The organism is Corynebacterium sp. (genome assembly GCF_043426755.1).
Classification (GTDB): domain Bacteria; phylum Actinomycetota; class Actinomycetes; order Mycobacteriales; family Mycobacteriaceae; genus Corynebacterium.
Genome location: NZ_JBHWRP010000041.1, coordinates 1 through 24,312 on the forward strand (window position 1 = coordinate 1; position 24,312 = coordinate 24,312).

The 24,312-nt window shown below is 60.8% G+C and carries 25 protein-coding genes, 1 pseudogene and 1 riboswitch; of the genes and pseudogenes, 8 read left to right on the forward strand and 18 right to left on the reverse strand.

The features are described from left to right. Positions 1-717, forward strand: a 717-nt coding sequence (locus tag ACHFGA_RS04200) for a DapH/DapD/GlmU-related protein (protein ID WP_394281175.1), incomplete at its 5' end; no start/stop codon positions are given. 247 nt (positions 718-964) lie between these two features. On the opposite strand, the gene ACHFGA_RS04205 is transcribed toward ACHFGA_RS04200, so the two are convergent. The 10 genes from ACHFGA_RS04205 to typA form a co-directional block, all read right to left on the reverse strand. Then, positions 965-2,257 carry a hypothetical protein gene (locus tag ACHFGA_RS04205; protein ID WP_394281176.1) on the reverse strand — a complete coding sequence of 431 codons (1,293 nt, stop codon included), beginning with the start codon at positions 2,255-2,257 and terminating at the stop codon, positions 965-967. Positions 2,258-2,420: 163 nt separating this feature from the next. Then, positions 2,421-2,975 (reverse strand): GtrA family protein, encoded by a 555-nt coding sequence (locus ACHFGA_RS04210; protein WP_394281199.1) that lies wholly within the window; start codon positions 2,973-2,975, stop codon positions 2,421-2,423. 141 nt (positions 2,976-3,116) lie between these two features. Next, positions 3,117-3,914: a pseudouridine synthase gene (locus tag ACHFGA_RS04215; RefSeq protein WP_394281177.1), complete on the reverse strand. Its 798-nt coding sequence runs from the start codon at positions 3,912-3,914 to the stop codon at positions 3,117-3,119. Between the two features lie 46 nt (positions 3,915-3,960). Beyond that, a complete protein-coding gene (gene dapC / locus ACHFGA_RS04220; RefSeq protein ID WP_394281178.1) occupies positions 3,961-5,073 on the reverse strand; it encodes a succinyldiaminopimelate transaminase in 1,113 nt (370 codons plus the stop codon). Then, complete coding sequence (gene fdxA / locus ACHFGA_RS04225; protein WP_394281179.1) at positions 5,074-5,397, reverse strand: ferredoxin; 324 nt, start codon at positions 5,395-5,397, stop codon at positions 5,074-5,076. 69 nt (positions 5,398-5,466) lie between these two features. Further along, positions 5,467-5,829, reverse strand: a complete 363-nt coding sequence (locus tag ACHFGA_RS04230) for a hypothetical protein (protein ID WP_394281180.1) — start codon at positions 5,827-5,829, stop codon at positions 5,467-5,469. A 27-nt stretch (positions 5,830-5,856) separates the two neighbouring features. Further along, positions 5,857-6,744: an N-acetyl-1-D-myo-inositol-2-amino-2-deoxy-alpha-D-glucopyranoside deacetylase gene (mshB, locus tag ACHFGA_RS04235; RefSeq protein WP_394281181.1), complete on the reverse strand. Its 888-nt coding sequence runs from the start codon at positions 6,742-6,744 to the stop codon at positions 5,857-5,859. Beyond that, complete coding sequence (locus tag ACHFGA_RS04240; protein WP_394281182.1) at positions 6,744-8,399, reverse strand: ABC transporter family substrate-binding protein; 1,656 nt, start codon at positions 8,397-8,399, stop codon at positions 6,744-6,746. Before ACHFGA_RS04240 ends, mshB begins: the two co-directional genes overlap by 1 nt. Next, positions 8,396-9,625, reverse strand: coding sequence for an MFS transporter (locus tag ACHFGA_RS04245; RefSeq protein WP_394281183.1), 1,230 nt, complete (start codon positions 9,623-9,625; stop codon positions 8,396-8,398). The genes ACHFGA_RS04240 and ACHFGA_RS04245 overlap by 4 nt, the downstream gene beginning before the upstream one ends. Before the next feature lie 21 nt (positions 9,626-9,646). Then, a complete protein-coding gene (typA, locus tag ACHFGA_RS04250) occupies positions 9,647-11,560 on the reverse strand; it encodes a translational GTPase TypA (RefSeq protein ID WP_394281184.1) in 1,914 nt (637 codons plus the stop codon). A gap of 327 nt (positions 11,561-11,887) precedes the next feature. Here typA and ACHFGA_RS04255 point away from each other — a divergent pair, with 327 nt between their 5' ends. Genes ACHFGA_RS04255 through arsC form a run of 3 tightly spaced genes read left to right on the forward strand, consistent with a single transcriptional unit; the run spans position 11,888 to position 13,523 of the window. Next, on the forward strand, positions 11,888-12,601 hold the full coding sequence (locus tag ACHFGA_RS04255; protein ID WP_394281185.1) for a hypothetical protein: 714 nt from the start codon (positions 11,888-11,890) through the stop codon (positions 12,599-12,601). A 19-nt stretch (positions 12,602-12,620) separates the two neighbouring features. Continuing rightward, on the forward strand, positions 12,621-13,157 hold the full coding sequence (locus ACHFGA_RS04260; RefSeq protein WP_394281186.1) for a DUF402 domain-containing protein: 537 nt from the start codon (positions 12,621-12,623) through the stop codon (positions 13,155-13,157). A gap of 24 nt (positions 13,158-13,181) precedes the next feature. Beyond that, a complete protein-coding gene (arsC, locus tag ACHFGA_RS04265) occupies positions 13,182-13,523 on the forward strand; it encodes an arsenate reductase (glutaredoxin) (RefSeq protein WP_394281187.1) in 342 nt (113 codons plus the stop codon). Between the two features lie 99 nt (positions 13,524-13,622). Here arsC and ACHFGA_RS04270 read toward each other — a convergent pair whose 3' ends face one another. The 6 genes from ACHFGA_RS04270 to ACHFGA_RS04295 form a co-directional block, all read right to left on the reverse strand. Continuing rightward, positions 13,623-14,111, reverse strand: coding sequence for a hypothetical protein (locus ACHFGA_RS04270; RefSeq protein ID WP_394281188.1), 489 nt, complete (start codon positions 14,109-14,111; stop codon positions 13,623-13,625). Next, a complete protein-coding gene (locus ACHFGA_RS04275; protein ID WP_394281189.1) occupies positions 14,108-14,869 on the reverse strand; it encodes an energy-coupling factor transporter transmembrane component T family protein in 762 nt (253 codons plus the stop codon). The genes ACHFGA_RS04270 and ACHFGA_RS04275 overlap by 4 nt, the downstream gene beginning before the upstream one ends. Further along, on the reverse strand, positions 14,866-16,191 hold the full coding sequence (locus tag ACHFGA_RS04280; RefSeq protein ID WP_394281190.1) for an ABC transporter ATP-binding protein: 1,326 nt from the start codon (positions 16,189-16,191) through the stop codon (positions 14,866-14,868). Before ACHFGA_RS04280 ends, ACHFGA_RS04275 begins: the two co-directional genes overlap by 4 nt. Next, the gene (locus ACHFGA_RS04285) at positions 16,188-16,784 is read right to left on the reverse strand and encodes an ECF transporter S component (RefSeq protein WP_394281191.1); all 597 of its coding nucleotides are present in this window, start codon (positions 16,782-16,784) and stop codon (positions 16,188-16,190) included. The genes ACHFGA_RS04280 and ACHFGA_RS04285 overlap by 4 nt, the downstream gene beginning before the upstream one ends. Then, positions 16,773-16,890: riboswitch (TPP riboswitch) on the reverse strand. Its footprint overlaps the gene before it by 12 nt. A 45-nt stretch (positions 16,891-16,935) precedes the next feature. Beyond that, positions 16,936-17,295 (reverse strand): DUF2218 domain-containing protein, encoded by a 360-nt coding sequence (locus ACHFGA_RS04290; RefSeq protein WP_394281192.1) that lies wholly within the window; start codon positions 17,293-17,295, stop codon positions 16,936-16,938. 11 nt (positions 17,296-17,306) lie between these two features. Further along, positions 17,307-18,197: a 2-dehydropantoate 2-reductase gene (locus ACHFGA_RS04295; RefSeq protein ID WP_394281193.1), complete on the reverse strand. Its 891-nt coding sequence runs from the start codon at positions 18,195-18,197 to the stop codon at positions 17,307-17,309. Positions 18,198-18,296: 99 nt separating this feature from the next. Here ACHFGA_RS04295 and ACHFGA_RS04300 point away from each other — a divergent pair, with 99 nt between their 5' ends. Next, positions 18,297-19,340, forward strand: a complete 1,044-nt coding sequence (locus ACHFGA_RS04300) for a DUF808 domain-containing protein (protein WP_394281194.1) — start codon at positions 18,297-18,299, stop codon at positions 19,338-19,340. 21 nt (positions 19,341-19,361) lie between these two features. On the opposite strand, the gene zupT is transcribed toward ACHFGA_RS04300, so the two are convergent. Next, on the reverse strand, positions 19,362-20,171 hold the full coding sequence (zupT, locus tag ACHFGA_RS04305) for a zinc transporter ZupT (RefSeq protein WP_394281195.1): 810 nt from the start codon (positions 20,169-20,171) through the stop codon (positions 19,362-19,364). Between the two features lie 3 nt (positions 20,172-20,174). Further along, positions 20,175-20,318, reverse strand: coding sequence for a hypothetical protein (locus ACHFGA_RS04310; RefSeq protein WP_394281196.1), 144 nt, complete (start codon positions 20,316-20,318; stop codon positions 20,175-20,177). A gap of 48 nt (positions 20,319-20,366) precedes the next feature. On the opposite strand from ACHFGA_RS04310, the gene ACHFGA_RS04315 reads away from it, so the two are divergent. The 3 genes and pseudogenes from ACHFGA_RS04315 to ACHFGA_RS04325 form a co-directional block, all read left to right on the forward strand. Further along, positions 20,367-22,763 carry an ATP-binding cassette domain-containing protein gene (locus ACHFGA_RS04315; protein ID WP_394281197.1) on the forward strand — a complete coding sequence of 799 codons (2,397 nt, stop codon included), beginning with the start codon at positions 20,367-20,369 and terminating at the stop codon, positions 22,761-22,763. A gap of 47 nt (positions 22,764-22,810) precedes the next feature. Next, positions 22,811-23,917, forward strand: coding sequence for a hypothetical protein (locus ACHFGA_RS04320; RefSeq protein WP_394281198.1), 1,107 nt, complete (start codon positions 22,811-22,813; stop codon positions 23,915-23,917). 50 nt (positions 23,918-23,967) lie between these two features. Then, a pseudogene (locus ACHFGA_RS04325) lies at positions 23,968-24,312 on the forward strand (NAD-dependent malic enzyme); the annotation flags it as partial.

A 24,312-nucleotide genomic window follows, 5' to 3' on the forward strand; every position in this document is an offset into this window, starting at 1 on the left:
CACCCACCGGTAGATACCTACGACGCTTACCTGCGTCTACACCTGCTGTCCCACCGCTTGATCCGTCCGCATGAGGCCAACATTGCGGGCCTCTACAATCTGCTGGCGAATGTGGTGTGGACGAACTATGGCCCGTGTGCCGTCGCAGACTTTCAGATGGTGCGCGGACGCCTCGCTGGTAAGGGCCCTGTGGTTGTGTTCTCCGTCGATAAGTTTCCTCGCATGGTGGACTACGTAGTCCCCACGGGTGTGCAGATTGGCGATGCTGACCGCGTCCGCCTTGGCGCCCACCTTGCCGAAGGCACCACCGTGATGCATGAAGGTTTCGTCAATTTCAACGCGGGCACCCTGGGACCGTGCATGGTCGAAGGCCGAATTTCGGCAGGCGTGACGGTGGACAGCGACACCGAGATCGGCGGCGGCGCATCCATCATGGGCACCCTGTCCAGCGGTGGCAAGGAAACCATCACGGTGGGTCAGCACTGCCTGCTTGGCGCTAACTCCGGTATCGGCATTTCACTTGGAGCTGGATGCGTAGTCGAAGCCGGCCTCTACCTCACCGCGGGAACAAAGGTCACCGTCTTCGGCGGCGTGGCAGAGCAGCTTGGTGTTAATGACGGCACTCGAAAGCGAGCCGCTGAACTATCCGGTCAGCCGGGCATCATGTACCGCCGCAATTCGGTCACCGGCGTGGTCGAAGGCACCCGCGCTCACTAGGTCACTTGGTCCTGGTCGGCTCGGTGCGGGGCTCCCCACCGACTTTGCAAACCGATATAGTCCTCGCCACATAGTGCTCGAGTCGGCCCACCCCTCTTGCAAACCGATATAGTCCTCGCCACATAGTGCGGGTCACTTATTGAAAACTAAGTGGTATCACGCAGTATGTGCCGAGGACTATATCGGTTTATGAATTGGTTGAATGCAGGCGGGCCTGAACGAGGATCCGCTTCCAAGTAAACCGCGACTAGCAGCGCAGCGTGGCCCCGTGATCAGTTGTTGGCCGCTTTGTGCGGGTGGGTACCGCCCCGCGGCCGGCTGCCAAGGGCCCCATCATCGGCGCGCTAGCAACACCACGGGTAGAGGGGCTGCCGACACCAATACCGGCTGGAACGTTCGCTGGCTGTGCTTGGGCCATCGCCACCCCTCCGCCAAGCACACCTGGCGGCACCGCTGCCGGCGCCCCGACCCCCGCTGCTGCGACAGCGCCAGCACCTACACCAGCCGAAGAGCCGAGGGTGGCTGCACCTGTGTTCGTGTCGGTCGCCTGGAGCGTCTCCTTGTCAGAGTTTTCCAGGTGGCAAGTGCACCTAGAGCAGCAGCACATTGCCCGCTCCACGTCCGCTGGCCACTGCAGTTGTGGCGCCCTTGAAGCATGGCGCTGAGTGAGCCAGCTCAGCAGATCCACGCCACCTTTCACGTGACCGCTGATTAATGACAACAAAGGCGGAAGCGCGTGACGCAGCAGTACTCCAAGTTGGCCTGGAAGTGCATCGAGGAAACTGCGCTCTACAAGTACCCGCGCCGATGTTTCAAGACCGGCCAAACCTGGCGAGAGTAGCCCTAGTACTGCACGCAAGATATCGACGATCACCGCGATGAACTGCACGCATAGCTGCATGATCTGGGCAGCCAGAGCCACCACCTTAGCGATCGATGCCAAGGTCTCCAGAGTGGCGCAGGCCGCAACGAACCCCTCACCTTCTGTGGTGGCAGCGAGATCCCGCGAAATCACTGACAGAGTTGTGTCCACCTCAGTGGCAACACGGGAAAGCTCGCCCCAGAGCCAGCCGCTGCGATGGACCTCGTCGAGGTTCGTGGTCTCTACCGCCTCTACGAAGGTGGCCAGATCGGGCAAGGCAACAGGATCAGCTCCGGCAGCACCCGGCTGTGGCAGGGGCGCAAACCCCGTCCCTGGCAGCTCGGGAAGAATGACACAGGATTCGTCGATAAGCACCCCGGCAAGGGCGGCAGCGTTGTCACCGTCTCCCCTATCGATAGCCAAAGCATCGGCGCGCAACGCGTCGACGACGAAGCCCACGTGCCTGGCCAGGTAGGCGATCACCTGGAGGCCGGAGCCCTCAGGCCCGGAGAGGCAATTGCGGTGGTAGGTGCCGAGTTCGCGAAGCCCTGGCAGCGTGGTGAAGGTAGGACCTGGGCCCGCGCCTTGAGTGTGTTTGTGCAGAGTGTCAAGTTCATCGACGCAGCCGGCGGCGGCTTCGGCGTGCTGGCGAAGTTGTTCGGTATCGACGGCGAGCATGAAAATCCCCCTGGTTGTTTCCGGGGGAAGAATGACTCAGTTCAGGCCCGGCAACCGCGGCCTCCCCCGAATGGCGTTGGTACCGCCCTAGTATCACCCACGAAATCAGACCGCGCAGCGCAAGGATGCACACTTTAGTGTGCACGCAAGCACTAGTTGCAGGTTACTGGGCGGAGTTGGTCTGCCCTTGAGGCGGTTGCTCGGCCACGACTTTGACCTTGGGCTTAGCAAAGGTCCACAGTTTATTGATGACGAAGTTGACGGGCATTGCCACGACAATCGAGATCGCCTGGGCCCAATAAAACTTCGTTCGGAAACCGGTGGAATTATCAAAGACGGAGTCGGGCAGCCCAATGGGGCTAGTCGGGTTCATCAGGAGCGTCAGCACGCCCAGCGACACCACGTAGGCCACCATGCCTGTTGCTAAGAACGGGAAGAAGCCGCGGAGCCACGAACGCTTCGGCACGCCCTTAAAGGTCCAGGAGCGGTTGAGCTGATAGTTCCACGTATTGGCCACCAAAAAGGCGAGGGTGGCGAAAATGTGGTACCAGCGCACATTAAATTCGGTGCCGAACAGATTAAAGAAAATATCGTTTTCGTGGATCCCCCAGCCCAGCTCAGCACTCTTCTTTGACAGGTACGTCACCGCCAGGTTGACCAGCGTTCCCGAGCCGCCCACCAGACCAAACATGATGAACTGGCGCACACCGTTGAGCATGCGCACCGTCGAAAAGCGCTTCGTGCTTCCCGTTTGGTTTTTCGCGGGAGGTGCCGCATCCACAGCTGGGGAGACAGATTGATCCATGTGGCTCCTCCTTGCGCGAACACGAAACTATGGCTACGAAAACTTTACTCAGTGTTAACCCAGTCTATCTGGAAGGGTCCTGAAAGACGTTATTGTTCGCACCTTTTCGCCCACAGGATCCTGAAACCGCACGGACTGCGCCACCAAATGCAGGGGCCTGGAAAATTCGTAGAGGCCCCGCGGCACGCGTTCAGGGTAAGTGTCGTCGCCCACGATCGGATGGCCTACATAATCGCACACCGCCCGCAGTTGGTGAGTAAACCCAGTTGTCGGTTCCAGCTCCAGCACACTGGTCCCCGACTCCACCTGCAGCGTGCGCACCCGCGTATGGGTGGGCCGACCATGCTTATCGACGACCACCCGGCGGCTTACCGAACTCAGTGGCAGGGAGATGTCTTCCCAGTTATCTATCTGGAGCCGGCCGTGCACCCGCGCGACGTACCTTTTGTGCACCTGCCGACGTGCAAATAATTGCTGGTAGGCGGCGCGGTCTTCCGGTTTCTTTACAGCGAGGAGCACCCCGGCGGTCAATCGGTCGAGCCGGTGGAACACCGTCACGTCCTCCCCGTAGTGGCGCCGCAGGCGGGTCTGTACTGTTTCGCGCACAATGCGCCCGTTGGGTGTGGCGGGCAGAAAGTGTGGTTTGTCTACTGCGATGAGGGTGTCATCGTCGATAAGCACGCGCGCGTGGAAGGGGATCTCCGGCTCGCCGCTGACATCCGGAAAGCGGAAGGCCGGCACGGGTGTGGGTAGTGCGGTGCCGGGGATGAGGAGTTCGCCCGGTGCGAAGGGGCTGTCACCACTGCGGGCGGCGAAGAATTCGCCGGGCGGGACCACCTCACGGAGTACCACCCTGGTGGCTACGATTCCGTCGCGGGCCGGGGGCCTGCCGGTGGGATTATTCTGCAAGGTTGCGCAGGCGGCGGCAGGCCTCGTCGATCCGCTCGTCGGTGGCGGTCAGCGCGATGCGGACGAAGTCGGTGCCAGCCGGACCATAGAAGTCACCGGGGGCAACAAGGATTCCGTGCTCAGCCAACCAGGCCACAGTGTCGCGGCCGTTCTCCCCGCGGGTGGCCCACAGGTACAAGCCTGCCTCGGAGTGCTCCACGGTCAGTCCGGCCGCTGTCACCGCCTTGAGCAGCTTGGCCCGGCGCAGCGCGTACGTGGACTTCTGGAGTTCCTCGTGCAGGTCACCGTTGAGCGCGGCCACCATCGCGTGCTGAATCGGGCCCGGCACCATCAGGCCGGTGTGCTTGCGCGCCTCAGTCAGCTCCGCGATCAACGCGTCATCGCCGGCAAGGTAGCCTGCGCGGTAGCTGGCCAGGTTCGAGGTCTTGGACAGCGAATGCACCGCGATCAGATTCTTATTGTTGCCGCCGGCTACGCCCTCGTCCAAGAGTGAGATCGGCTGTGCGTCGTCGTCCCATCCCAGGCCCAAGTAGCACTCGTCGGAGGCGACGATGCACCCGGTGTCGCGGGCGAAGTCGCGCCAGACTCCAAGCTGTTCGGCAGAGGCTACCGCGCCCGTGGGGTTCGACGGTGAATTGATGAACGCCAGCGCGGCGCCGTCGACCGGCTCGTCGGAACGCACCGGGGTGCATCCCGCAAGCAAGGCCGCCACCTCATAGGTGGGATAGGCCACGGTAGGAATGATGACCTTCTGGCCGCAGATGCCCAGCAAGGTGGGCAACAACGCGATCGCTTCCTTCGTGCCGACGACCGGCAGCACACTCGCGGTGCTCAGCCCGGCCATCCGGTAGCGGCGCTGCAGCGCGCCCACGATCGCTTCCCGCAGCTCCGCGGTGCCCTCCGTGGGAGGGTAACCCGGCTGCGCCGCTGCTTCCGACAGCGCCAACTGGATACCCGGGTCCACGGCATCGACGGGAGTTCCCACCGACAGGTCCACGATGCCGTCCGGGTGGTTGGCCGCGGTGTCTTTGACCTGGGTAAGGGTGTCCCAGGGGAAGTCGGGCAGTACGGAGCTTAAAGGAGTGCGATCAGTCACCGGCATCTAGTCCTGGTTCTGTGGAGGCAGGGCTGCGACGAATGGGTGGTCGAAGTCCAGCGCGCCCAGCTTGGCGGCACCACCTGGAGAGCCCAGGTCATCAAAGAAGCCCACGTTGGCGTCGTAGTACTCAGCCCACTCGTCTGGGGTGTCATCTTCATAGAAGATGGCCTCGACGGGGCAGGCCGGTTCACAGGCACCACAGTCCACACACTCATCGGGGTGGATGTAGAGCATGCGCTTGCCTTCGTAGATGCAGTCCACTGGGCATTCTTCTACGCACGAACGGTCGAGCACGTCGACGCACGGCTGAGCAATAACGTATGTCATCGGTTCTTCTCAAACTCCTGATCTTGATTGATGAAAATAGTGTACTCGCACTCGCTTTAGAGTATGTCATCATGACCGCATGGCCGGAACCAGCCCACCAATTAAACCCGATACAACCAGTGTTAATGCGCGAATTTTATTTGCGGTGAGCACCGAGCTAAACATTTCCACACCCAGGCCCAAACCCAGAAGTACCAGCACCCAGCAGGCAACGGGGAGCAGCGCGAGCCAGACGCGGTCTGTCCACAACAAAGCGGTGCGCGTGAGTACCAGATTGAATAAAAACGCCAACGCAATCGGGTACGGAACAGCCACAGAACCGATATGCGCATCCAGGTACACCAGCGACAGCAGCGCGGACATCGCCGCCCCCAGACACAGCCACCCGTAGGCCGTGACTTGCTCACCACGCGAGAAGTCTGTGCGGATCACGGTGCGTGACGACGAGCGCCCCACCTTTTACCTCTCGATTCCGTCCAGCAGGCCCGCACCATGAGCCAGCGGTAGGCCCGCACCCAGCTGGTAGTGCTCGCGCAGCAAGATCGGTTGGGCAATCAGGTTGGACAACGCGAACACGGTACGAGGGCCACTGCCCCAGGCCGCGTGCGGGTTGGTCGTCGAAACTGCGCCGTCGGCGATCCACACCTGCGTTGCGTGGGCGCGCATCGCCTCCACCTTCTGGTGATAGGTGACATCGTCCATCTCCACCCAGGTATCGGTGGCATCAACGGCCGCGAGCTCGCCTGGTTCCGGCGCCCGCCAGCCCTCCGGAATCGTGGTCGCCGCATCCCGGTCGAGCTCTTCGCGCAGCTGCACCGCCCACACAATCCGCGGAATGTCCACCACCTCAGCGGCGGCGTGCGTGATCTCGTGGGCCCGAATATGGTCCGGGTGCCCGTATCCACCATCCGGACCGTAGGTGATCACTAGGTGCGGGCGCTCCCGCTGGAAGATGGCGACCAGTTCGTCGACCGCCGCTTGGCCCGAGTTCACAAACGCGCGCGGGTTCTTGTGCGCCGGCGAACCAGCCATGCCAGAGTCCCGATGCACCCCCGCCCCGCCAAGAAACTCGCCGCGCACGCCAAGAATTTCCAGTGCGTGGGAAAGCTCATGGATCCGGTAGCCGCCAAGCTGGTCGGCCTCATCATTGACCAAGTGCTGATAGGTGTCGCCGATCACCTCGCCTTCCTCCCCCAAGGTGCAGGTGACCACTAGAACATCGGCACCCCGGCGCGCCAGGTCTGCCAGTGCTGCGCCTGTGGCGATGGATTCGTCGTCAGGGTGCGCGTGCACGGCGACCACGCGGTAGCCAACGAGGTCACGTGTCGGTGCTGTATCTCCGGTCATTATTGAATCGCCTCTTCCTCGGGTTGTTCGGTGGGTGTCGCCACCGTCGTCATGCTCTCTACTGTATCGGGATCGGGTAGGCGCCAGATGGCCGCTGTGGACAAGCCCGCTTCCCATTCATCCAAGTCCGGGCTCGGTCCGATCACGCCAGGTCCTAGGGCGAGCAGTCGCTTCTCGTGGAGCAGTGGCACCCAGGTTGCTTCACGACGATGCACCGCCGCCACATAATTCTGTGCGTCTACCAGTGGGATCACCCCGGCTAAGACGTCGCGGGAGAACTGATCCGTTTCCTCCGTGCAGTAGCCAGAGAGATTTTCGGCGCGGAACTCCCCGCTGGGGCAGAGCAGTTCGCTGGAGGCATCGGCTGCGGTACCGGCGTTATAGTCCCTGGTGACTAGCCCATCAATGTCCCCACTGGGTAGGCGGTTTGTGGTGGCATCCCGCAGGTCGGTGGCCACCACTTCGGCGTCGACACCGCGTTGGTTCAGCATGTCGACGAGTGAGCGCACCGCGGCTGAAGCCACGAGGTCCGCAGGATCGGCCGCCAATCGGAGGGGCCGATGCTCTTCAACTGCCTGTTGCACTAGCAGTGGTTCTTCCTGGGAGACGGGAAAGTGTTCGGCAATATTTATGTACGATGACCTGCCGCCGGCGATGCGTGCGAGAAGGGGCACATCAATCAGGGAGCGCAGTTCGGTACGCACAGCATGGTCGGCAAGGATCGGGGAGGTCGTTGATAAGCTCACACCAAGGGTGCGCGGAGTGTCGATCATGCGCTCCTGTATATCCGGGATCAGGCTGTAGGTATCCGGCGAGATCTCAGAAGGCACGCTGTCGACGAACTGGATCTGCCCGGCGCGCAGCTGGTCGGCGCTGTGCGTGGTTGACCGGACTGCAGCCAACGTCAACGTGTCGATCTGTGCGGGGTCCGAGCCCCAGAAGCGATCGTTGCGGTGCAGGGTGATCACTCCCCTGCCGCGGTCCACATCTTCGACCATGTAGCGGCCGGCAGACGCGGGAATATCATCGCGCAGTCCCACGTGGAAGCCATTGGCGTCCAAAGTCAGCAGATGGGACGGCAAGATGTGGCGGAAGAGCTCGTTCCACGCGGCCACGGGTTCCTCGAAGTCGACGTGAACGGTTTTGCCGCCCGCACCGCTGACGCGCACGTTGGAAATGGCACGATAACCGGCTGGGTTCAAGACACCTGGTGTGGTGGACATTTGTCGCCACAGATAGTTGAAATCAGCGCCGGTCAATGGGGTGCCGTCGGACCACTGAGCGGCGTCAGCGATTTGGTAGCGCACCGTCATCGCCGCCGGGGACTCCGGTAGTACCTCGGCGGAATCCAGCACCTCGTGGTTGATCTGATCCCCGATAAACGCACTGGGCAATACCAAGTTGGCGATGGACAAGACCACGGAGGATTCGTCGGAAAGCAAGTGCGGGTTTAAGCCGTTGCGCAAAGGCTCCACCCCGACTGAAATTTCGGAGCGGGTCTTCGCAGGCTCTGCCGGCTCTGCGGTGGAGGTAGTGGTAGTCGGTGCCGGCTCAGGTTCGACGACTGGCGGCGGACCCGGGTTTGCCGCACATGACGCCAGTAGCACGCCAGTGGTCACCAGGCTGGCCGCAGCACGGTGGACGCGAGTACTCATTCTTCTTTTTGTACCACGCGGCGGCCCGCAGTTTGCGATTCTCGGCTGCCCAATCCCTGTGAAGACAGCACAACTGCTAGCCCGATCAGGGGCAGGACAAGCAGCGCGACCCGAAGCGTGCTTGCCTCGGAGATCACGCCGAGAATAGGGCTTGCCAGTAGCGCGCCTGCGCGCAAGAGCCAGCTGACAATCGTCATGCCCGTGGATTGGGCCACACCCGGCAGCTCTACCGATACCGCATAAGCGCTAGGGATTAACGTCGCTGCACCCCAGCCGGCAAGTGCGTAGCCGAGATACAGCAGCCACGGATCGCTAGCTAGAACGACGAAGATGCCTCCAACTAGGATGCTCACCCCGCCCCAGCGTGCCACCTGAACGCGTCCGAAGCGGTTGATCAGCACGTCGCCGACGAACCGGCCGAAAGTCTGTGCCGCGAAAAGGACCGTGTACGCAATACCTGCGGCCTGCAAGCTCACGCCAGCCAGCACATTGGCGGACAGCGGGGCCCAGTTATTGCCGATATCCTCCACCACTGAGCCGCCCAGCGCCACGATCGCAGCGGGCAGGGCGATGAGGATGGCCCTTCCGGTGATTTTTGCGCTTGTCGACGATTCCTGCGCGGTTCCTTCCTGCTGGTCCTGATCAGCGCCTGTTTCTTGATTGACTGAGCCCATCATCCACGCGGCGACCAGAACCAGCAGAACCTGGATGACGGCGATCAGCGCCAGGTGCTCTCGCATAGTCCAGCCGGCCACCGCCGCTGTGGTCGCTCCAAGACCGCCGAGAACCGCGCCAAGCGACCAGCAGGCGTGCAGCGAACTCATGAATGATTTTCCTAGGTCATCCTGGATGCGCACGGCGGCGATATTTTGGGAGACATCGATGATCGCATCGAGAATCCCGAAGAGGAGCAAGGCGGCGGCCAAAGCTACAGGCCCTGGCATCCACCCCAGAGCGGCCAGCACAATAGCCGTGGCAATTGTACCCACCACCATCACGGGCCGAGCGCCGAAAGTACGCTCAGCGATGGCCGGAAGTACTGTGGCCAACAGAGAGCCAATGGCAACAGCTGTGACCATCAGGCCGAAGACTGCGTCGGAAAGCTCCCACTCTTGCTTAATGGTGGGGTACCACGGCAACAGCGAGCCGATGGAAATGCCATTAGTGGCAAACATCAACGCGGAGCCCAAAGGACGCTTCAGTGCCTTCAGGTTCCGCGTTGTCATAGGGCCCAGCCTAACGATTCTTTACTTGTTCATCTGCTTCGCACGCGAGCGGGCGCGTCCACGCTCGGTGGAGTCAAGGATGATCTTGCGCACGCGCATCGCCTCTGGGGCGACCTCGACGCACTCGTCCTCATCACAGAATTCAATCGCTTCGTCCAGCGAGAGGTTACGCGCCTTCGCCAAGGTGACAGTGGTATCGGCAGAGGCTGCACGCATGTTGGTCAGCTTCTTTTCCTTGGTCACGTTGACATCCATGTCTTCGTCGCGGTTATTGATACCCACGACCATGCCCTCGTAGACTTCAGCGCCTGGCTCCACCAAGAACTCGCCACGATCAGCCAGGTTCGTGATGGCGTACGCGGTGGCCTGCCCGGTGCGGTCGGCAACCAGGGAGCCGGTTGGGCGGCCCTTGATCTCGCCAGCCCACGGGCGAGGTTCGATCGAGTAGGAGTTGGCAATACCTGCGCCGTGGGTCTCGGTCATGAACGTCGTGCGGAAACCAATCAAACCGCGGGCGGGCACGTCGAACTCCATGCGCACCCAGTCCCCGGCCGCGTTCCCCATCGAGGTCATCTGGCCCTTGCGGCCCGCCATCAACTGAGTGATATTGCCCTGGTACTCGCTCGGGGTATCGATCACGATGTGCTCGTAGGGCTCGTGTACCTTGCCGTCGATTTCACGGGTGACAACCTGCGGCTTACCCACTGTCAGTTCGAAGCCTTCGCGGCGCATGGTCTCAATCAGCACGGTCAAGGCCATTTCACCACGGCCCTGGACCTCCCAGGAATCTGGGCGCTCCGTCGGTAGCACGCGCAGCGACACGTTACCGATCAGTTCCTGATCCAGACGCGCCTTGATCATGCGGGCGGTCAGCTTATCGCCGCCATTGCGGCCAGCCATCGGCGAGGTGTTCACGCCGATCGTCATGGACAGGGCGGGCTCATCCACCTTGATGCGTGGCAGTGGCTCGACATGCTCCGGATCCGTGAGGGTGTCGCCGATCATGATCTCATCCACGCCGGAAATAGCTGCGATATCGCCAGCGATGACGTCGCCTTCAGCCGGCACGCGCTCGAAACCGACGGTGCGCAGCAGCTCTGCCACGCGCACGTTCTTCACGTGTTGTTCCCCGTCCGCGTCGTAGTGGATCCAGGCGACTTGATCGCCCTTCTTCACGCTTCCGCGGTGCACGCGGATCAGAGCAATACGGCCCAAGAAGGAGCTGGAGTCCAGGTTGGTCACCTGAGCTTGGAATGGCGCGTCAGTGTCCGCTGCCGGCTCTGGGATCTCGTTGTAGATCACGTCGAACAAAGGCTGCAGGTCCTCATTATCCGGCAGCTCGCCGTTGCCCGGGTTCTCCAAGGAGGCGCGGCCCGCACGCCCCGAGGTGTAAAGCACAGGAAGGTCCAGCAGGTTTTCTGCGGCCTCGGCTGCCTCTGGATCTTCCAGCCCGGCACCGAGCTCCAGCAAGAGGTCCTGAGCTTCCTCGACCACTTCGTCGATACGCGCGTCAGGACGGTCCGTCTTGTTCACGCAAATGATCACTGGCTTCTTCGATTCCAGGGCCTTGCCCAGGACGAAGCGGGTCTGTGGCAGTGGTCCCTCGGAAGCATCAACGAGCAGGACGACGCCGTCGACCATGGAGAGGCCGCGTTCGACCTCGCCGCCGAAGTCTGCGTGACCAGGGGTGTCGATAACGTTAATGATCAGGTCGCGACCATCCTTGCCCTTGCCTAGGCGGCGAATAGCGGTGTTCTTCGCCAGAATGGTAATTCCCTTTTCGCGCTCCAGGTCACCGGAGTCCATGACGCGGTCCGCCACTTCGCCGTGATCGCCGAAGACGCCGGATTGCTCAAGCAGGGCGTTGACGAGGGTGGTCTTGCCGTGGTCAACGTGGGCGATAATGGCTACGTTACGGAACTCTGGGTAGGACACGAAGGGTGCTCCTCTATTTCAAAACATCGTATGAACGTTTAAACCCTACTCTGTTCTATCCATTGACGCACTTCCTCGCCCAAGTTTCGGGTCAGGTAGTAAGGCAAAAGCACTTGACACGCCCACAGATGTGGATAGTGTTACTGTTGTTACTATTGTTTCTTTAGTTACGATTGTGACTTTGCGCAATGAACAACAAAATTGGGTACGTGGACTGTCCGCGGGTCTAGGTGTAACGTCGAGCGATCACCGACCAATACCTTTTATAGGGCTGCAGGAAAGCACACCGTACACACTCTCAATGGTTAGGAATATTGTTTCGTGCGAATGACCACATCTCAGCTTCGCGCCGCCGTCGCGTCCGCCACCGCGGCCGTCATGGCCGTCGGCGCTCTAGCTGCACCCGCTGCCACTGCCAACTCCGAATTAAGCTCCGCCTGGAATCATTGGAACCAAAAGAGCAGCGAAATTGCCTCCACCTATGTCGACGAGCTGGGGCGCCCTACGGACTACACCGTGGCCCGCATTAATGAATTTGCCAGCCAGCCATGGGTCCCCAACGACGTCGAAAATGCACTTCGAGCCGGAGCAGCCTTCTTCGCCGGTGGCGGTGAGGCCGGTGGGCCTCCCCTGCCTGAAGACGCCCCGCCGTTTACCCAGTTCTACTGGCCCACTGTGTCGTCGAACTGTATGGGCCCTGATCAGCACTCCACCGCCAGTGCCATCGCTGTGCCAGGCCCCACCCCGGACGTGGAACCGCAGCCTGGCCCCGGCGAGACCACCTTCATTTTCACCGCATTGGGCACTCCTGCTGCTGCACCCGAGCAGGGTTTGATGAATGTGTACTGGTTCAACACCACTACCTTGCAGGCAGGTGTAACGCCTTTGGGCGATAACGGGATAAACAAGACAGGACCGACCACGTTGTCGGGAGTGGCCCCTACCGGCCATGGCACAGTGATCGCTGTCGTGCACGGTGCGGCCAAAACTGAAACCAATACCTGTTCATTCGCGCCAACGGCGGCAGTTTTCCAAGCTTAGAAAGATCGTGAGGAACACCATGGGCGTTGATCTCCACCCGGTCAAGCAGGAGACTTTTGATGTCTCCTCAAAGACCAACACGGACCCCAAAGGTTTCCTCCGCGACGTCGACACTTTTCACACCACCGAATTTGGCCTCTACATGGCTCGGGGCGCTAACCACCCACGTTTCGGATATCTAGAAAGCTGGCTGCTGCCCGCGCTGGGCCTGCGCGCCAACATTTTCCACTTCCGCGAAGGAATCGACGAGCCCCAGGACTTCTACTTTGACATTGCAGACATCAATGCGGACGGCGATGTCTGGTCCACCCGCGATCTCTATGTCGACTTAGTCTCTGTCACCGGCGAGCCGATCGATGTACTTGATATCGACGAACTAGCCGCCGCTACCTCCGCTGGGCTGATCACCGCGGCCGAGGCCGAGCGCGCCATCGAAAACACTCTGGCAGCAGTGGAAGGCATCACTCGTCATAACGACAATCCCATGGACTGGCTGCGTACCCTCGGATATGATCTGACCTGGGCTGACGAGGTTGCACTTACCCCTGTTAGCTAGATCTGTCGGTTAGAATCGGTGCCCATGAGCACGATTTACCATAATCCGCAGTGTTCCACGTCCCGCAATGCCTTGGCCATCATGCGTGAACACGGGGAAGAACCAGAAGTAATCAAGTACCTCGATACTCCCCCATCCAAAGACACACTCGCTGAACTCATCGATGCCGCAGGCTTGAGCGTCCATGAGGCGATCCGCACCCGCGAGCAGCAGTACAAGGACCTCGGCCTGAGCGAAGACACGCCTGACGACGAGCTGCTCGAGGCCATGGTCACCCACCCCCGGTTAATTCAGCGGCCCATCGTCGTCACGGACAAGGGCGTGCGCATTCCTCGCCCAATGGACCTGATCAACGAGATTCTTTAGTCAAACCGAGCTCCGTGCCCACGCCAAGCTCAATATTGAGCCCAGGAACCGAGTTGATGAGGTTTCTGGTGTACTCCTCCTGCGGCGAGCTAGAGTCGCCTATGCACTGCCCCGCAACACAAGATCGGCTGTGACGGGGAACTCGCGCATCCGCAGCGCACGTTCTTGCTCTGCCCACATATCCCAGTACTCTGCGTAACCGGGGTCACGCTCCAAGGCCCGGTGTTTGCGCTCTGCGTATGGCGCCGTAATCCGAATCGCAATCACATCGCCTAAAGCCGAAGCAGCCTCGTAGGATGCCTGCGTCAGCGCACCTACGCCTTCGACGATGAGGTCAGCATCGGGGTCAATATCCACCCATTCAGCCGAGCGATCATTTTCCCAGTCCCACCGCGTATAGCCAGGTCGTGTGGGATGGAGCACGTCCTCGACGACCATCCGCACCCCTTCGTCCAGCCCGGACCAGCCCGGGTAAAAATCATCGAGGTGGACGATCTGGATCCCGGTATCACGCGCTAGCTGTGTCGCGAACGTGGTTTTCCCAGCCCCAGACGGCCCGTCGACCAAGATTGTCACCCGTGTACTCATAGCGCTCCTAAAAACATGAAGTGACCAGTCAGTATAGCCACCACTACGCTGCCTATGCCGATGAGTGCGCACACTAAAATAAATGCCCACTCGCGACCACCGAACCGTGCTGGGCGTGCGAAGCTCCGCGGGGTGTCCACACGGCCAAAACCACGAGCCTCCATTGCGGTGGCCAGCTTCGATGCGCGCCGCAGCGACATTACCAGCAAACCGAAGACGATCGTCCACCAGTATTTGAACCTTCCCGTATCGGCTAAGCCGCGGGCACGACGTGAGCGACGCATCGCTTCAATATCATCGCGGAGCAAACCCAGCATGCGCAAGGCAGCCACAGTACCGATGACGAAACGCGGCGGAAGCTTCAGGTTTTGGGCCAGCCCGTCGCCGAGGTCAGTTGAATCCACGTCGGCGGACAGCACGATAACCGGCAAGCCGACGGCGAGCACGCGGAGAAACATGGCCGCGGCCAGCTGTAAAGAGTTATCGGTGATGTGGATCAACCAGAATTCCGCGTGAGTCTCCCCGCCGGGCCGGCCATAAAGCGCCATGGGAATCGCCGCCAAGGGGGCGGCCACCAAGATAGGCCACGCACGCCGGAGCAGCCGGCCATAGCTAACACCCACAAAAGGTGCGCCGAGGACGATGATGGCTAATGCGACCACCGCTGATACCCAGTCCAAGGTGAGCAGCAATGGAGTGGTGAGCACCAGCATGCCGATCAGCCGCGCAACAGGATTGATGCCTGCGATCAGGTTCATGTCAGCACCACCCTGTGGTCGCCCAAGCTGCGGGTGAAATGCTCATCGTGGGTGATCGATAAGACTGTGGTGCCGGCCTCGGTCAGCGCGCGAATCAGACGGACCAGCTCAACAAAAGTACGAGAATCTTGTCCAAACGTGGGCTCATCTAACACCACAAACGCAGGCGCATTGACCAAGGCAGTGGCCACGGACAGACGGCGCTTCTCCCCGCCCGATAATGTAAACGGGTTGGCCTCCACCACGTGATCCAGACGCAACCGCTGCAGGAGCTCGTCGATACGCGAGGGATCTGCCCCCGAGACTGCAAGCTCGTCATAGACGGTGCGGGCCACGAATTGGTGCTCTGGGTCCTGAAACACATAGCCGATGCGCTGCGCCAACTGCGAGGATTTCCACTGCGTGGCAGGGGTGGTCAGCCCCTGGCGGATAGATTCTGCGTAGTCGAGGTCGCCGCCGACGGCTGGGGCCAGACCTGCCAACGTAGTGGCAAGGGTGGTCTTGCCGGTCCCATTGGCACCGGTCATGACAGTGGAGAAACCTTCCGGCAGCTCCAACGTGCGCGGCGCGCCCCAGGTGGTCACCAGTTCGTCGGCACGCACCGCCCACGAAGCGCCCTGCGCATCGCGGGCCGGGGGCAGATCGGGCGGACCGGGGAGGTCAGATTCCTCGATCAGTTCCAAACCGCTGCGGTCAAGGCGGTAGATCGAGTCGATCAGTCCCAGCCATGGGCCTGGGTTGTGCTCAACGACGATCAACGTGGCACCCGTGCGTTCAAGCACGTGCGCGGTGGCTTCAACGATGGCACGAGTGCCCTCTGGGTCAAGGTTGGCGGTCGGTTCATCAAGAACCAGAATGTCCGCCCCCATCGCCAGCACACCGGCCAACGCGAGGCGCTGCTTCTGCCCGCCGGACAGTTTGATCGTCGGGTGGTCCAGGGGTACGTGCAGTCCGACTAGGTCAAGCGCGGCTTGCACCCGCTGCCAAATTTCTTCGCGTGGTACGCCTAGGTTTTCGCAGCCAAACGCGACATCATCGCCCACGCGGGAGGAAATCACCTGGGAATCAGGATCTTGCAGCACCATGCCCACGGTCCCGCGGACATCGAGGTGCCCCGTGCGGGTGCCCTCCTCATCGTCGACGAGCAGGCCCGCAATCACGTGCAACAGGGTTGACTTGCCCGCGCCGGAATCGCCGGTGAGCAGGACTGCTTCACCGCGCTGGACGACCCAATCCACGCCCTGAAATGCGGGAGTGGGCCGCACCGCATGATGGTATGCAAGATCGCCGGCCTTGATGGCCGGCGTGTCAGTGGAGGTCATCGCGTGCGACCCGCTGCGAAACGATCCAGTGCCCCAGTCTGGGCCAGAGCCTTGACCAGGATGTGTCCCAGCACGCCGGCTAACACCGCACCCGAGACGGCGAGACAGCTGAGATAGATCAGGTTGAACTCAAGAGTCTTTGCAAGGTTCGCGCTGGTAAATAGTTCCAAGAGGAATGCGCCAACAGCGCTGCCGATGCCGGCCAGTACTGCGACGGGCAAGGTGAATTGTCGATAAGCAAACGCGGCGAACACCAGCTCTGCGCCTAAGCCCTGAGCGATGCCGGAGTACAAGGTCTCGACACCCCACTGGCTGCCCAGCACAGCAGAGACGATAGCCGCGACCAGCTCGACGAACAACGCGGCGCCCGGCTTGCGGATCACCAATCCGCCCAGCACACCACCCAAAAACCACGTGCCAGCGACGAGGCCGCCAAAGCCAGGGGTGAAAGTATCAAGTGCGGTAAAGCCCGCATAGCCGACCAGATTCCACAACCAGAAGATCAAACCACAAGCCACGGCCAACACAGCGGCAGTGACAATATCGATGACGCGCCATTTCAGGCTGCGGGGTTGCGATACAGGTGTAGTCATCACCATTCCTTCCTCGCGCCGGTACTAACCGGATCAGGTTCAACGGTCCGCCAGCATCTACTGGCCATCTCAGCCCCATGAACGTGGGGCACCCGTGGGTACGCTCTTTAGTTAAGCAAATCTGTATCTGCTTTGCCAACTGCCTCCGAAGCTACTGCTCGAGATCTGCGGCAGTGTAGCGATGCTCTTCACCGCCCTTGCGGGTCCAAGTCACCTCAAGGTTGTCCTTCAGGCCAAAGCGGATGAGGTGGACGGCAACCACGCGCTCGAGGCGCTCGACGGTTTCTTCGTCGGCGGTGATGGTCATCATCAAGACGTCATCGCTAGCGATAAGGTCTACCTGTGTCGGCTTCCCTTCGACGCCTTCGCCAGGGAACTCCAGCGAACCGCGCGAGGCATCGGCATCCCAGTGAGTATTCAGCTTCCTGGAAAAATGCGAGGCTAGCTGCTTGCCATAACGCGCGGGACGGTCGGTCTGTACACGTGCTGTAGATGTTAAAAGTTCAGTCATGTTAGCTAACCCTACCCTAACTTCGCGTAAATAAGGTTGAGCGCGAACTCATGCACAGGGGCCGAGACCCCGCCGCGAGCCGCCTCGCGGACAATCGCCCCGACCTGCGAATCAAGCTCACCAGCGCTGCCACCTGCGATATCGCGCTGCATGGAGGTGGTTGATTCCGCCGGCATCCGGTCAGCGAATTCCATCGTGCGGTCCACAACGTCAGAACTTAAAGGCACCCCCATCGCACGCCCAGCGGTGGCAACTTCACGCATCAAGGCCTCCAAAGTTGCCCGCCACGGCGGGGTACGCAGCACACCCAGTGGGGCATCCACCACCGTGCCCAGTACGCCGGCGCAGGTGACAAACATGGCCTTCTCCCAGACGTCCACAAAAATATCGTCGCGCACAATGGCATCCACTCCAGCAGCGTTCAGAGCAGCAGCGAAAGCTCTCACGCGCTCGTCGTCACGCCCGTCCCACGTGCCAAAGGTGTAGGAACACGGGCCGCCATGAAACTCGGCCTGCGCGGGCCCCGTGTGATGGTAATAGCCACGCACCACGCCGGGAACGGTGCGGTGCGCGCCGACGACCTCCGCCACCCGGTGCGGCACCTCCACTGAGTTTTGGGGCACGGCTACAAGCGCGTGATCGCTCACGCCCTCCAATACCTGGTCAAGCTCTTCGCCCGTGGCCTTCATCGCCAGCACCACGATGTCTGCATCGGGCACTTCAGAAACATGCTCGACGACATCGACTGGAATGGGGTCCTCGTCGTTAAGCACGATGCCCCGAGTCCGCAGCGCCTCGAGCGTGGCGCCACGAGCAACCACCGTGACATCTGCGCCTGAGCGCACGAGACTGCCTGCAAACCAGGAGCCAACGGCGCCTGCACCAATGAACACTATTCGCATACCCGGTGATTTTAACGGCTAGGAGTACACTTATCCCGAAACTGCTTAAATGCGCCAAATTTGATTTGATAGTGATTTTCTAGTGAAAGGTTGATGTATATGGCTGGTGGCCTGCTAGCGCTCCTCGACGACGTTGCGCTAATTGCCCGAACTGCTGCGTCGTCCGTCGACGATGTTGCTGCCCTCGCCGGCAAAACATCGATGAAGGCCGCCGGCGTGGTCATCGACGATGCCGCCGTGACCCCGCAGTACGTCGATGGTGTCTCCCCCGCCCGCGAATTGCCGATGATTTGGCGGATCACCAAAGGCTCCTTCTTCAACAAGCTCGTGATCGTTCTTCCGATCGCGCTGCTGCTCTCCGAAATCGCGCCCTGGGCCCTCACGCCGATCCTCATGGTCGGTGGTACCTACCTGTGTTACGAGGGTGCACACAAAATCGTGCACAAGTTCACCCACGATTCGGACGAAGCTGAGGAAAAGGCGGCCAATAAAAACGCCGCCGATGAAGACTCGCTGGTGAAGTCGGCGATCACGACTGACCTCATTTTGTCCGCGGAGATCATGGTGATTTCGCTCAACGAGATCGCCGATGAGACGCTGCTGATGCGCGCGATCGTCCTGATCGTTGTGGCCATCGGCATCACCATCGCCGTCTACGGTGCGGTAGCCCTCCTGGTGAAAATTGATGACATCGGACTGGGCATGATCAAGCGCGATTCAGGCGCCGCTTTCGGCCGCGGCCTAGTCAAGGCGATGCCCATTGTCTTGAACATCATCGGCGTGGTCGGCACGATCGCCATGCTGTGGGTGGGCGGCCACATCATGGTCGTCGGCGCCGACGAGTTCGGCATGCACTGGCCGTACGAGACCATCCACGGTTGGGAAACCGCTGTTGGCGGCGGCTTCCTCGGTTGGCTGGTCAACACCGCCGGTTCCTTCGTCGTCGGCTTGATCTGGGGCCTTGTGATCGTGGGCATCATCGCTTTGGCCAAGGCCTTGATCTCCACGCAGTCCACGCGTAACGACGATGACCTCACCCCAGCCCAGGCACGCGATGAACTGCGTCGCCAGGCCGAGGAGGCACGCGCAGCCGGAAACCAGTCGACTGGTTCCACGGCCTTGAGCACTGCCGACGAGGACTAGCCAGCGCTAGCCAGCTTCTAGCTACATCATCAGCACCAGCGAGAGAGCCATGACTGCCATGCCTGCGATCAAACCGTAGGTGGCCGCGTGGTGCTTGCCGGTGCTGATTGCCGTTGGTAGCAGCTCATCCAGCGAAATAAACATCATGATGCCGGCGACTGCGCCAAAGGCAATGCCCATCGTCGTCGGACCCATAAAGGGCATGAGCAGCAAGAACCCCACCAACGCGCCGACAGGCTCCGCCAAGCCAGAAAGTGTCGCCCAGCCCCATGCTTTAAACCGTGATCCGGTTGCTTCGCGCAGCGGGACAGATACAGCGACACCCTCCGGAATGTTATGAATCGCGATGGCCACCACAATCGGCAAGGCCAACTCCGGGTCTTCCAGAGCCGCGATGAACGTGGCAAAGCCTTCCGGGAAGTTGTGTAGCGCCAACGCAACTGCGGTCAGCGTCCCTGCTTTCATCATTCGCGACCTGCGCTGGGCCAGCTTGGCATCTTCTTGGAGCGTTTCAGGCTCGTGGGGGTTAATCTCCTCGGGCACGAGCCTATCGATGATGGCGATCACCGCGATGCCTGCAAAAAAGGCGGCGATTCCGGCCCAGGCCCCGCCGCGCTCCCCCAATTCTTCGGTCAGCGCTTCGGTGCCCTTGGGCAAGATCTCTACCAAGGAAACGTAGATCATCACACCCGCAGAAAAGCCCAGGGCAGCGGCCATGAACCGCTCCCCTGGGGCTTTGCGCGCCACCCCGATCGCGCCACCAATACCGGTCGCCAAACCCGCTAACAGCGTGAGGCCGAAGGCGAGCGCGAGCTGCGAAGCGGTGTACATGGGTTACATAATATTCTCTTCTTCGTCGCCGTCTTCCTTTGCCTGCTTTTCCGATACCGGCGTACACCCGTCTGGCCCACACACCTCGGCGTCGCTGACGCCATCGAGGGTGACTAATTCTGTAAATGAAAAATTGTTTGTGTCCACACTGTCTCTAACGCAGGCACCGGCACATTCCTTCCGTACTCTAAGTTCATGACTGCTGAGATACCCGCCGACGTGCACACCGATTGGATCACCGTACGTGGTGCGAACGAAAATAACTTAAAGAACGTCTCCGTACAGATCCCTAAGCGGGCCTTGACCGTGGTCACCGGGGTTTCCGGATCTGGCAAATCGTCTCTGGTGTTTTCCACCATCGCCGCGGAGTCCCGCCGGCTTATCAATGAGACGTATTCGTCGTTCGTGCAGGGTTTTATGCCCTCTTTAGCACGGCCCGATGTGGACAGTTTGAAGGGTATTACCGCCGCGGTCATTGTCGACCAAGAACAACTTAGTGCCAACGTGCGCTCCACGGTAGGAACGGCCACGGATATCACCCCGTTGCTGCGCGTGCTTTACTCCCGGATCGCCACACCTCATGTGGGAGGGCCCGGCGCGTTTTCCTTCAACGTTCCCAGCGTATCCGGCGGCGGCGCGATGACGGACGCGCGCGGGAGAAAGAAGGTAGTCAAGAATTTCACGCGGACCGGCGGGATGTGCCCAGCATGCGAGGGCACGGGTCGGGTCAGCCAGGTCAATGAGGCAGCGCTTGTCGACGATCACCTGAGCCTAGACGAGGGTGCGATCTTGGTGCCGGGCTACAAGGTGGGGTCCTGGTCGTGGCGCCAATACGCGGAGTCAGGGCTATTTCCCACCGATATTCCCGTCGGACAGTTTACCGCCGAGCAGCGTGGCGCTCTGTTGCACATGGAGCCGACCAAGATGAAGTTCTCCGGAATCAATGCCACTTATGAGGGGTTGATCCCGAAGATCACAAAGTCCATGTTGTCGAAGGATCGCGAGAGCTTGCAAAAGCACATCCGCCCCTTCGTGGACGCGGCTGCCACGTTCGTCGCCTGCCCTGATTGTGGTGGCACACGCTTGGCCGCCCACGCGCTGGAGGCCACGATCGCGGGGCAGAATATTGCGCAGCTGTGCGCCTTGGAGGTCAAGGATCTGGCGCGGTGGTTCCGCAATAATGTCGGTCATGAGCAGGTAGCTCCGCTGGTCAACGCAATTCAAGAGGCGTTGGATAATTTTGTGGCGATTGGCCTGGGCTATCTCACCCTGGAACGCGCTGCGTCGACTTTAAGTGGTGGTGAGGCCCAGCGCGTGAAGATGATTCAGCACGTCGGGTCTGCTCTAACCGATGTCACTTATGTCTTCGACGAGCCGACCTCGGGACTGCATCCTGCCGACGTTGACAACATGAATGCATTAATGCTGCGCTTGCGCGACAAGGGAAACACGGTGTTGGTGGTGGAGCATAATCCCCAGGTGATCCGCATTGCCGACCACGTCGTAGAGCTTGGGCCGGGCGCCGGGACGCAGGGCGGCTCCATCTGTTTTGAACGCAGCGTCGACGAGCTTATGGTTTCAGAGACAGCCACAGGGCGCAGCCTTGGCTCCAGTGTCACCGTGCGCCACGACGAGGACGTGCGAAACCCCACCGGTGTCCTAGAAGTCAGGGGTGCGGATGCTAATAATCTGCGCCATGTCGACGTGGACATTCCCACCGGGGTGTTGGTGGCTATCACCGGCGTGGCGGGGTCAGGGAAATCGTCGTTAAGCACCTACCTCCCCAATGAGTGGGAGGGCAAGGCCGTGGTGCGTGTGGATCAGAGCGCGATTGCGGGCTCGCGCCGCTCTAACCCGGCCACCTATACAGGCGCGCTGGATTCAATCCGGAAGGCTTTCGCGAAGGCTCATGGTGTGAGCCCTAGCTTGTTTTCCGCGAATTCGGAAGGGGCGTGCGCCCACTGCAAGGGTGCGGGTGTGGTGTATGTGGACTTGGGGATGATGCAGGGGGCGGATGTGCCCTGTGAGGTGTGCGAGGGCAAGCGTTTCGACGACGGCGTGCTGCTGTACACACTCGGTGGTTTGAGCATCGCGGATGTCCTAGCACTATCGGCGACGGAGGCACAAGCGTGGTGTGCGGAGCAGAACATCACGGCCGCGCGGAAAATTTGTGAGCATTTAGCGGACGTGGGCTTAGGCTATATCACGCTGGGCCAGCCGCTGACCACATTATCTGGCGGTGAGCGCCAGCGGTTGAAACTTGCCAGCAAACTGAAAGATAAAGCCACGCTGTTCGTGTTGGATGAGCCGACGGCCGGGCTGCACCCAACTGATGTGCACCTGCTGATTGATCTTTTTCAGCAGCTGGTGGATAAAGGTGCGACGGTGGTGGTGATCGAGCACAACATGCAGGTTATTGCCGCAGCTGACCACATCATTGATGTTGGCCCCGGCGCTGGTTCGGCTGGTGGCACGATTCTCGCGCAAGGTAGCCCACGGGACATCGTTGCGGCAGCGGAATCCGCCACCGGAAAATTCTTGGAGCAGTTCCTTTACAAGGAAACTTGTGTTGGGAGTAAGGTGGAGGGCTAAAACTCAGGCCGACAAGCACGATGGAAGGATGCAGTGATGACGCCCTGATGTTAGAGCAACCCCATTATCGGCTTGCGCCGACCGCCTTGGAGAACTTTGTTCGTCTGCCGGTGCGCGACGTTGTCTCCACCTCCATTTTTGCGCACATGGTGCCCAGCGATGAAGGGACAACGGTACCGGTCACCTTGACCGTTGACCCTTTAAACCAGGCATGGCGCGTGCGCTGGGAGTTTGGCGTGCTCGGGGAAATCCCGGCAGAGGTACGCGAAGAGTTTCCCTCGCTCTCCCGCGTGATTGGCTCCGGTTTCATCCCCACGACGAAGGCCAGCATCAGCGCCGGCGGGCCGACCGGGATCGAGGTGGCGGTACTTCTTCCCACCCCGGATCTCGCTGTTCCCCGCAACAATGTTTCACCAGAGGCATGGATTCTGCCGTCCGGTTCCGCCTTCACCGTGGACACGTCGGACGGGGAGATCGACGCTCTAGACCTTGAGCTCTATTCCCCCGGCCAATGGCTTGTCACCCTGGTGGAGCTGGATGGAACCGTGGTGGCCACCATCGACGGCCGCGCGGTCGGGACCATCAGCGAGGGGCGCAATGACTCACTTCTGCGGTATCTTCGCACGGCCCAGCAGCGCCATCCCGGTGCCCCCATTGCCGCGCGGGGATTCATCGTCGATGGTTCCGTTGTGCTGGATGCGGGTTTTCCGCGTGTCGACGAATACCAGCTACCGGCGCTGAAGGTTCCCGATGACAGGCCGCGCAGCACGCGCCAACTGTTTCTGGCTGAGGACGGGGCTCTCGTCGTTAGTGTGGAGCGTGTGGCGGCACTCGATCCTGCCGACGAGGCCACTCCCCACTCTCACGCCCGGCGCGTGGTCTCCCCTCATGGCATGCCTTCAGAACCCGACGAAGCTAGCGAGGAAGCACAGGAGTCACCCGTACCGTCTGAGCCTGAGGCGGAAGCAACACTGGAATCTACCGAGGACTCCCTCCCCATCGACGGTGCTTACCTCACCGAAGTCGAAAAACTGCGTGCCCGTCGCGCTCAGCGGGAAGCCTTAGACGGCCCACGCCACGCGTCGGAGTCGACTGAAGCATTTGCACGCCCCCTAAGCCACAGGGTGCATAACCCACGTCACTACCGGGGCTAGCCGTGTCGTAACTTCACATTTCAACACAAAACAATGAGACACTAGGGTTTATGAGCACCCCTGAACCCGCATCCCCAGATAATCCGATTACTGTTGCCGAGGTCTTTGACGCCCATGCTGGCGGCAAGCTGACCGTCACGTCATCCCGCCGGCTAGTCACCAAGCGCGACTTGTCGATCGCGTACAGCCCTGGTGTGGCGATCGCGTGTACGGCCATTCAAAACAAGCCGGAACGCGTCCGTGAACTCACCGGTACCGGCCGGACCGTCGCGGTGATTTCCGATGGCACCGCCGTTTTAGGATTGGGCAATATCGGCCCCCACGCCTCCCTGCCGGTGATGGAGGGCAAATGCCAGCTCTTCACCTCTTTCGCCGACCTCAACGCGATCCCCATC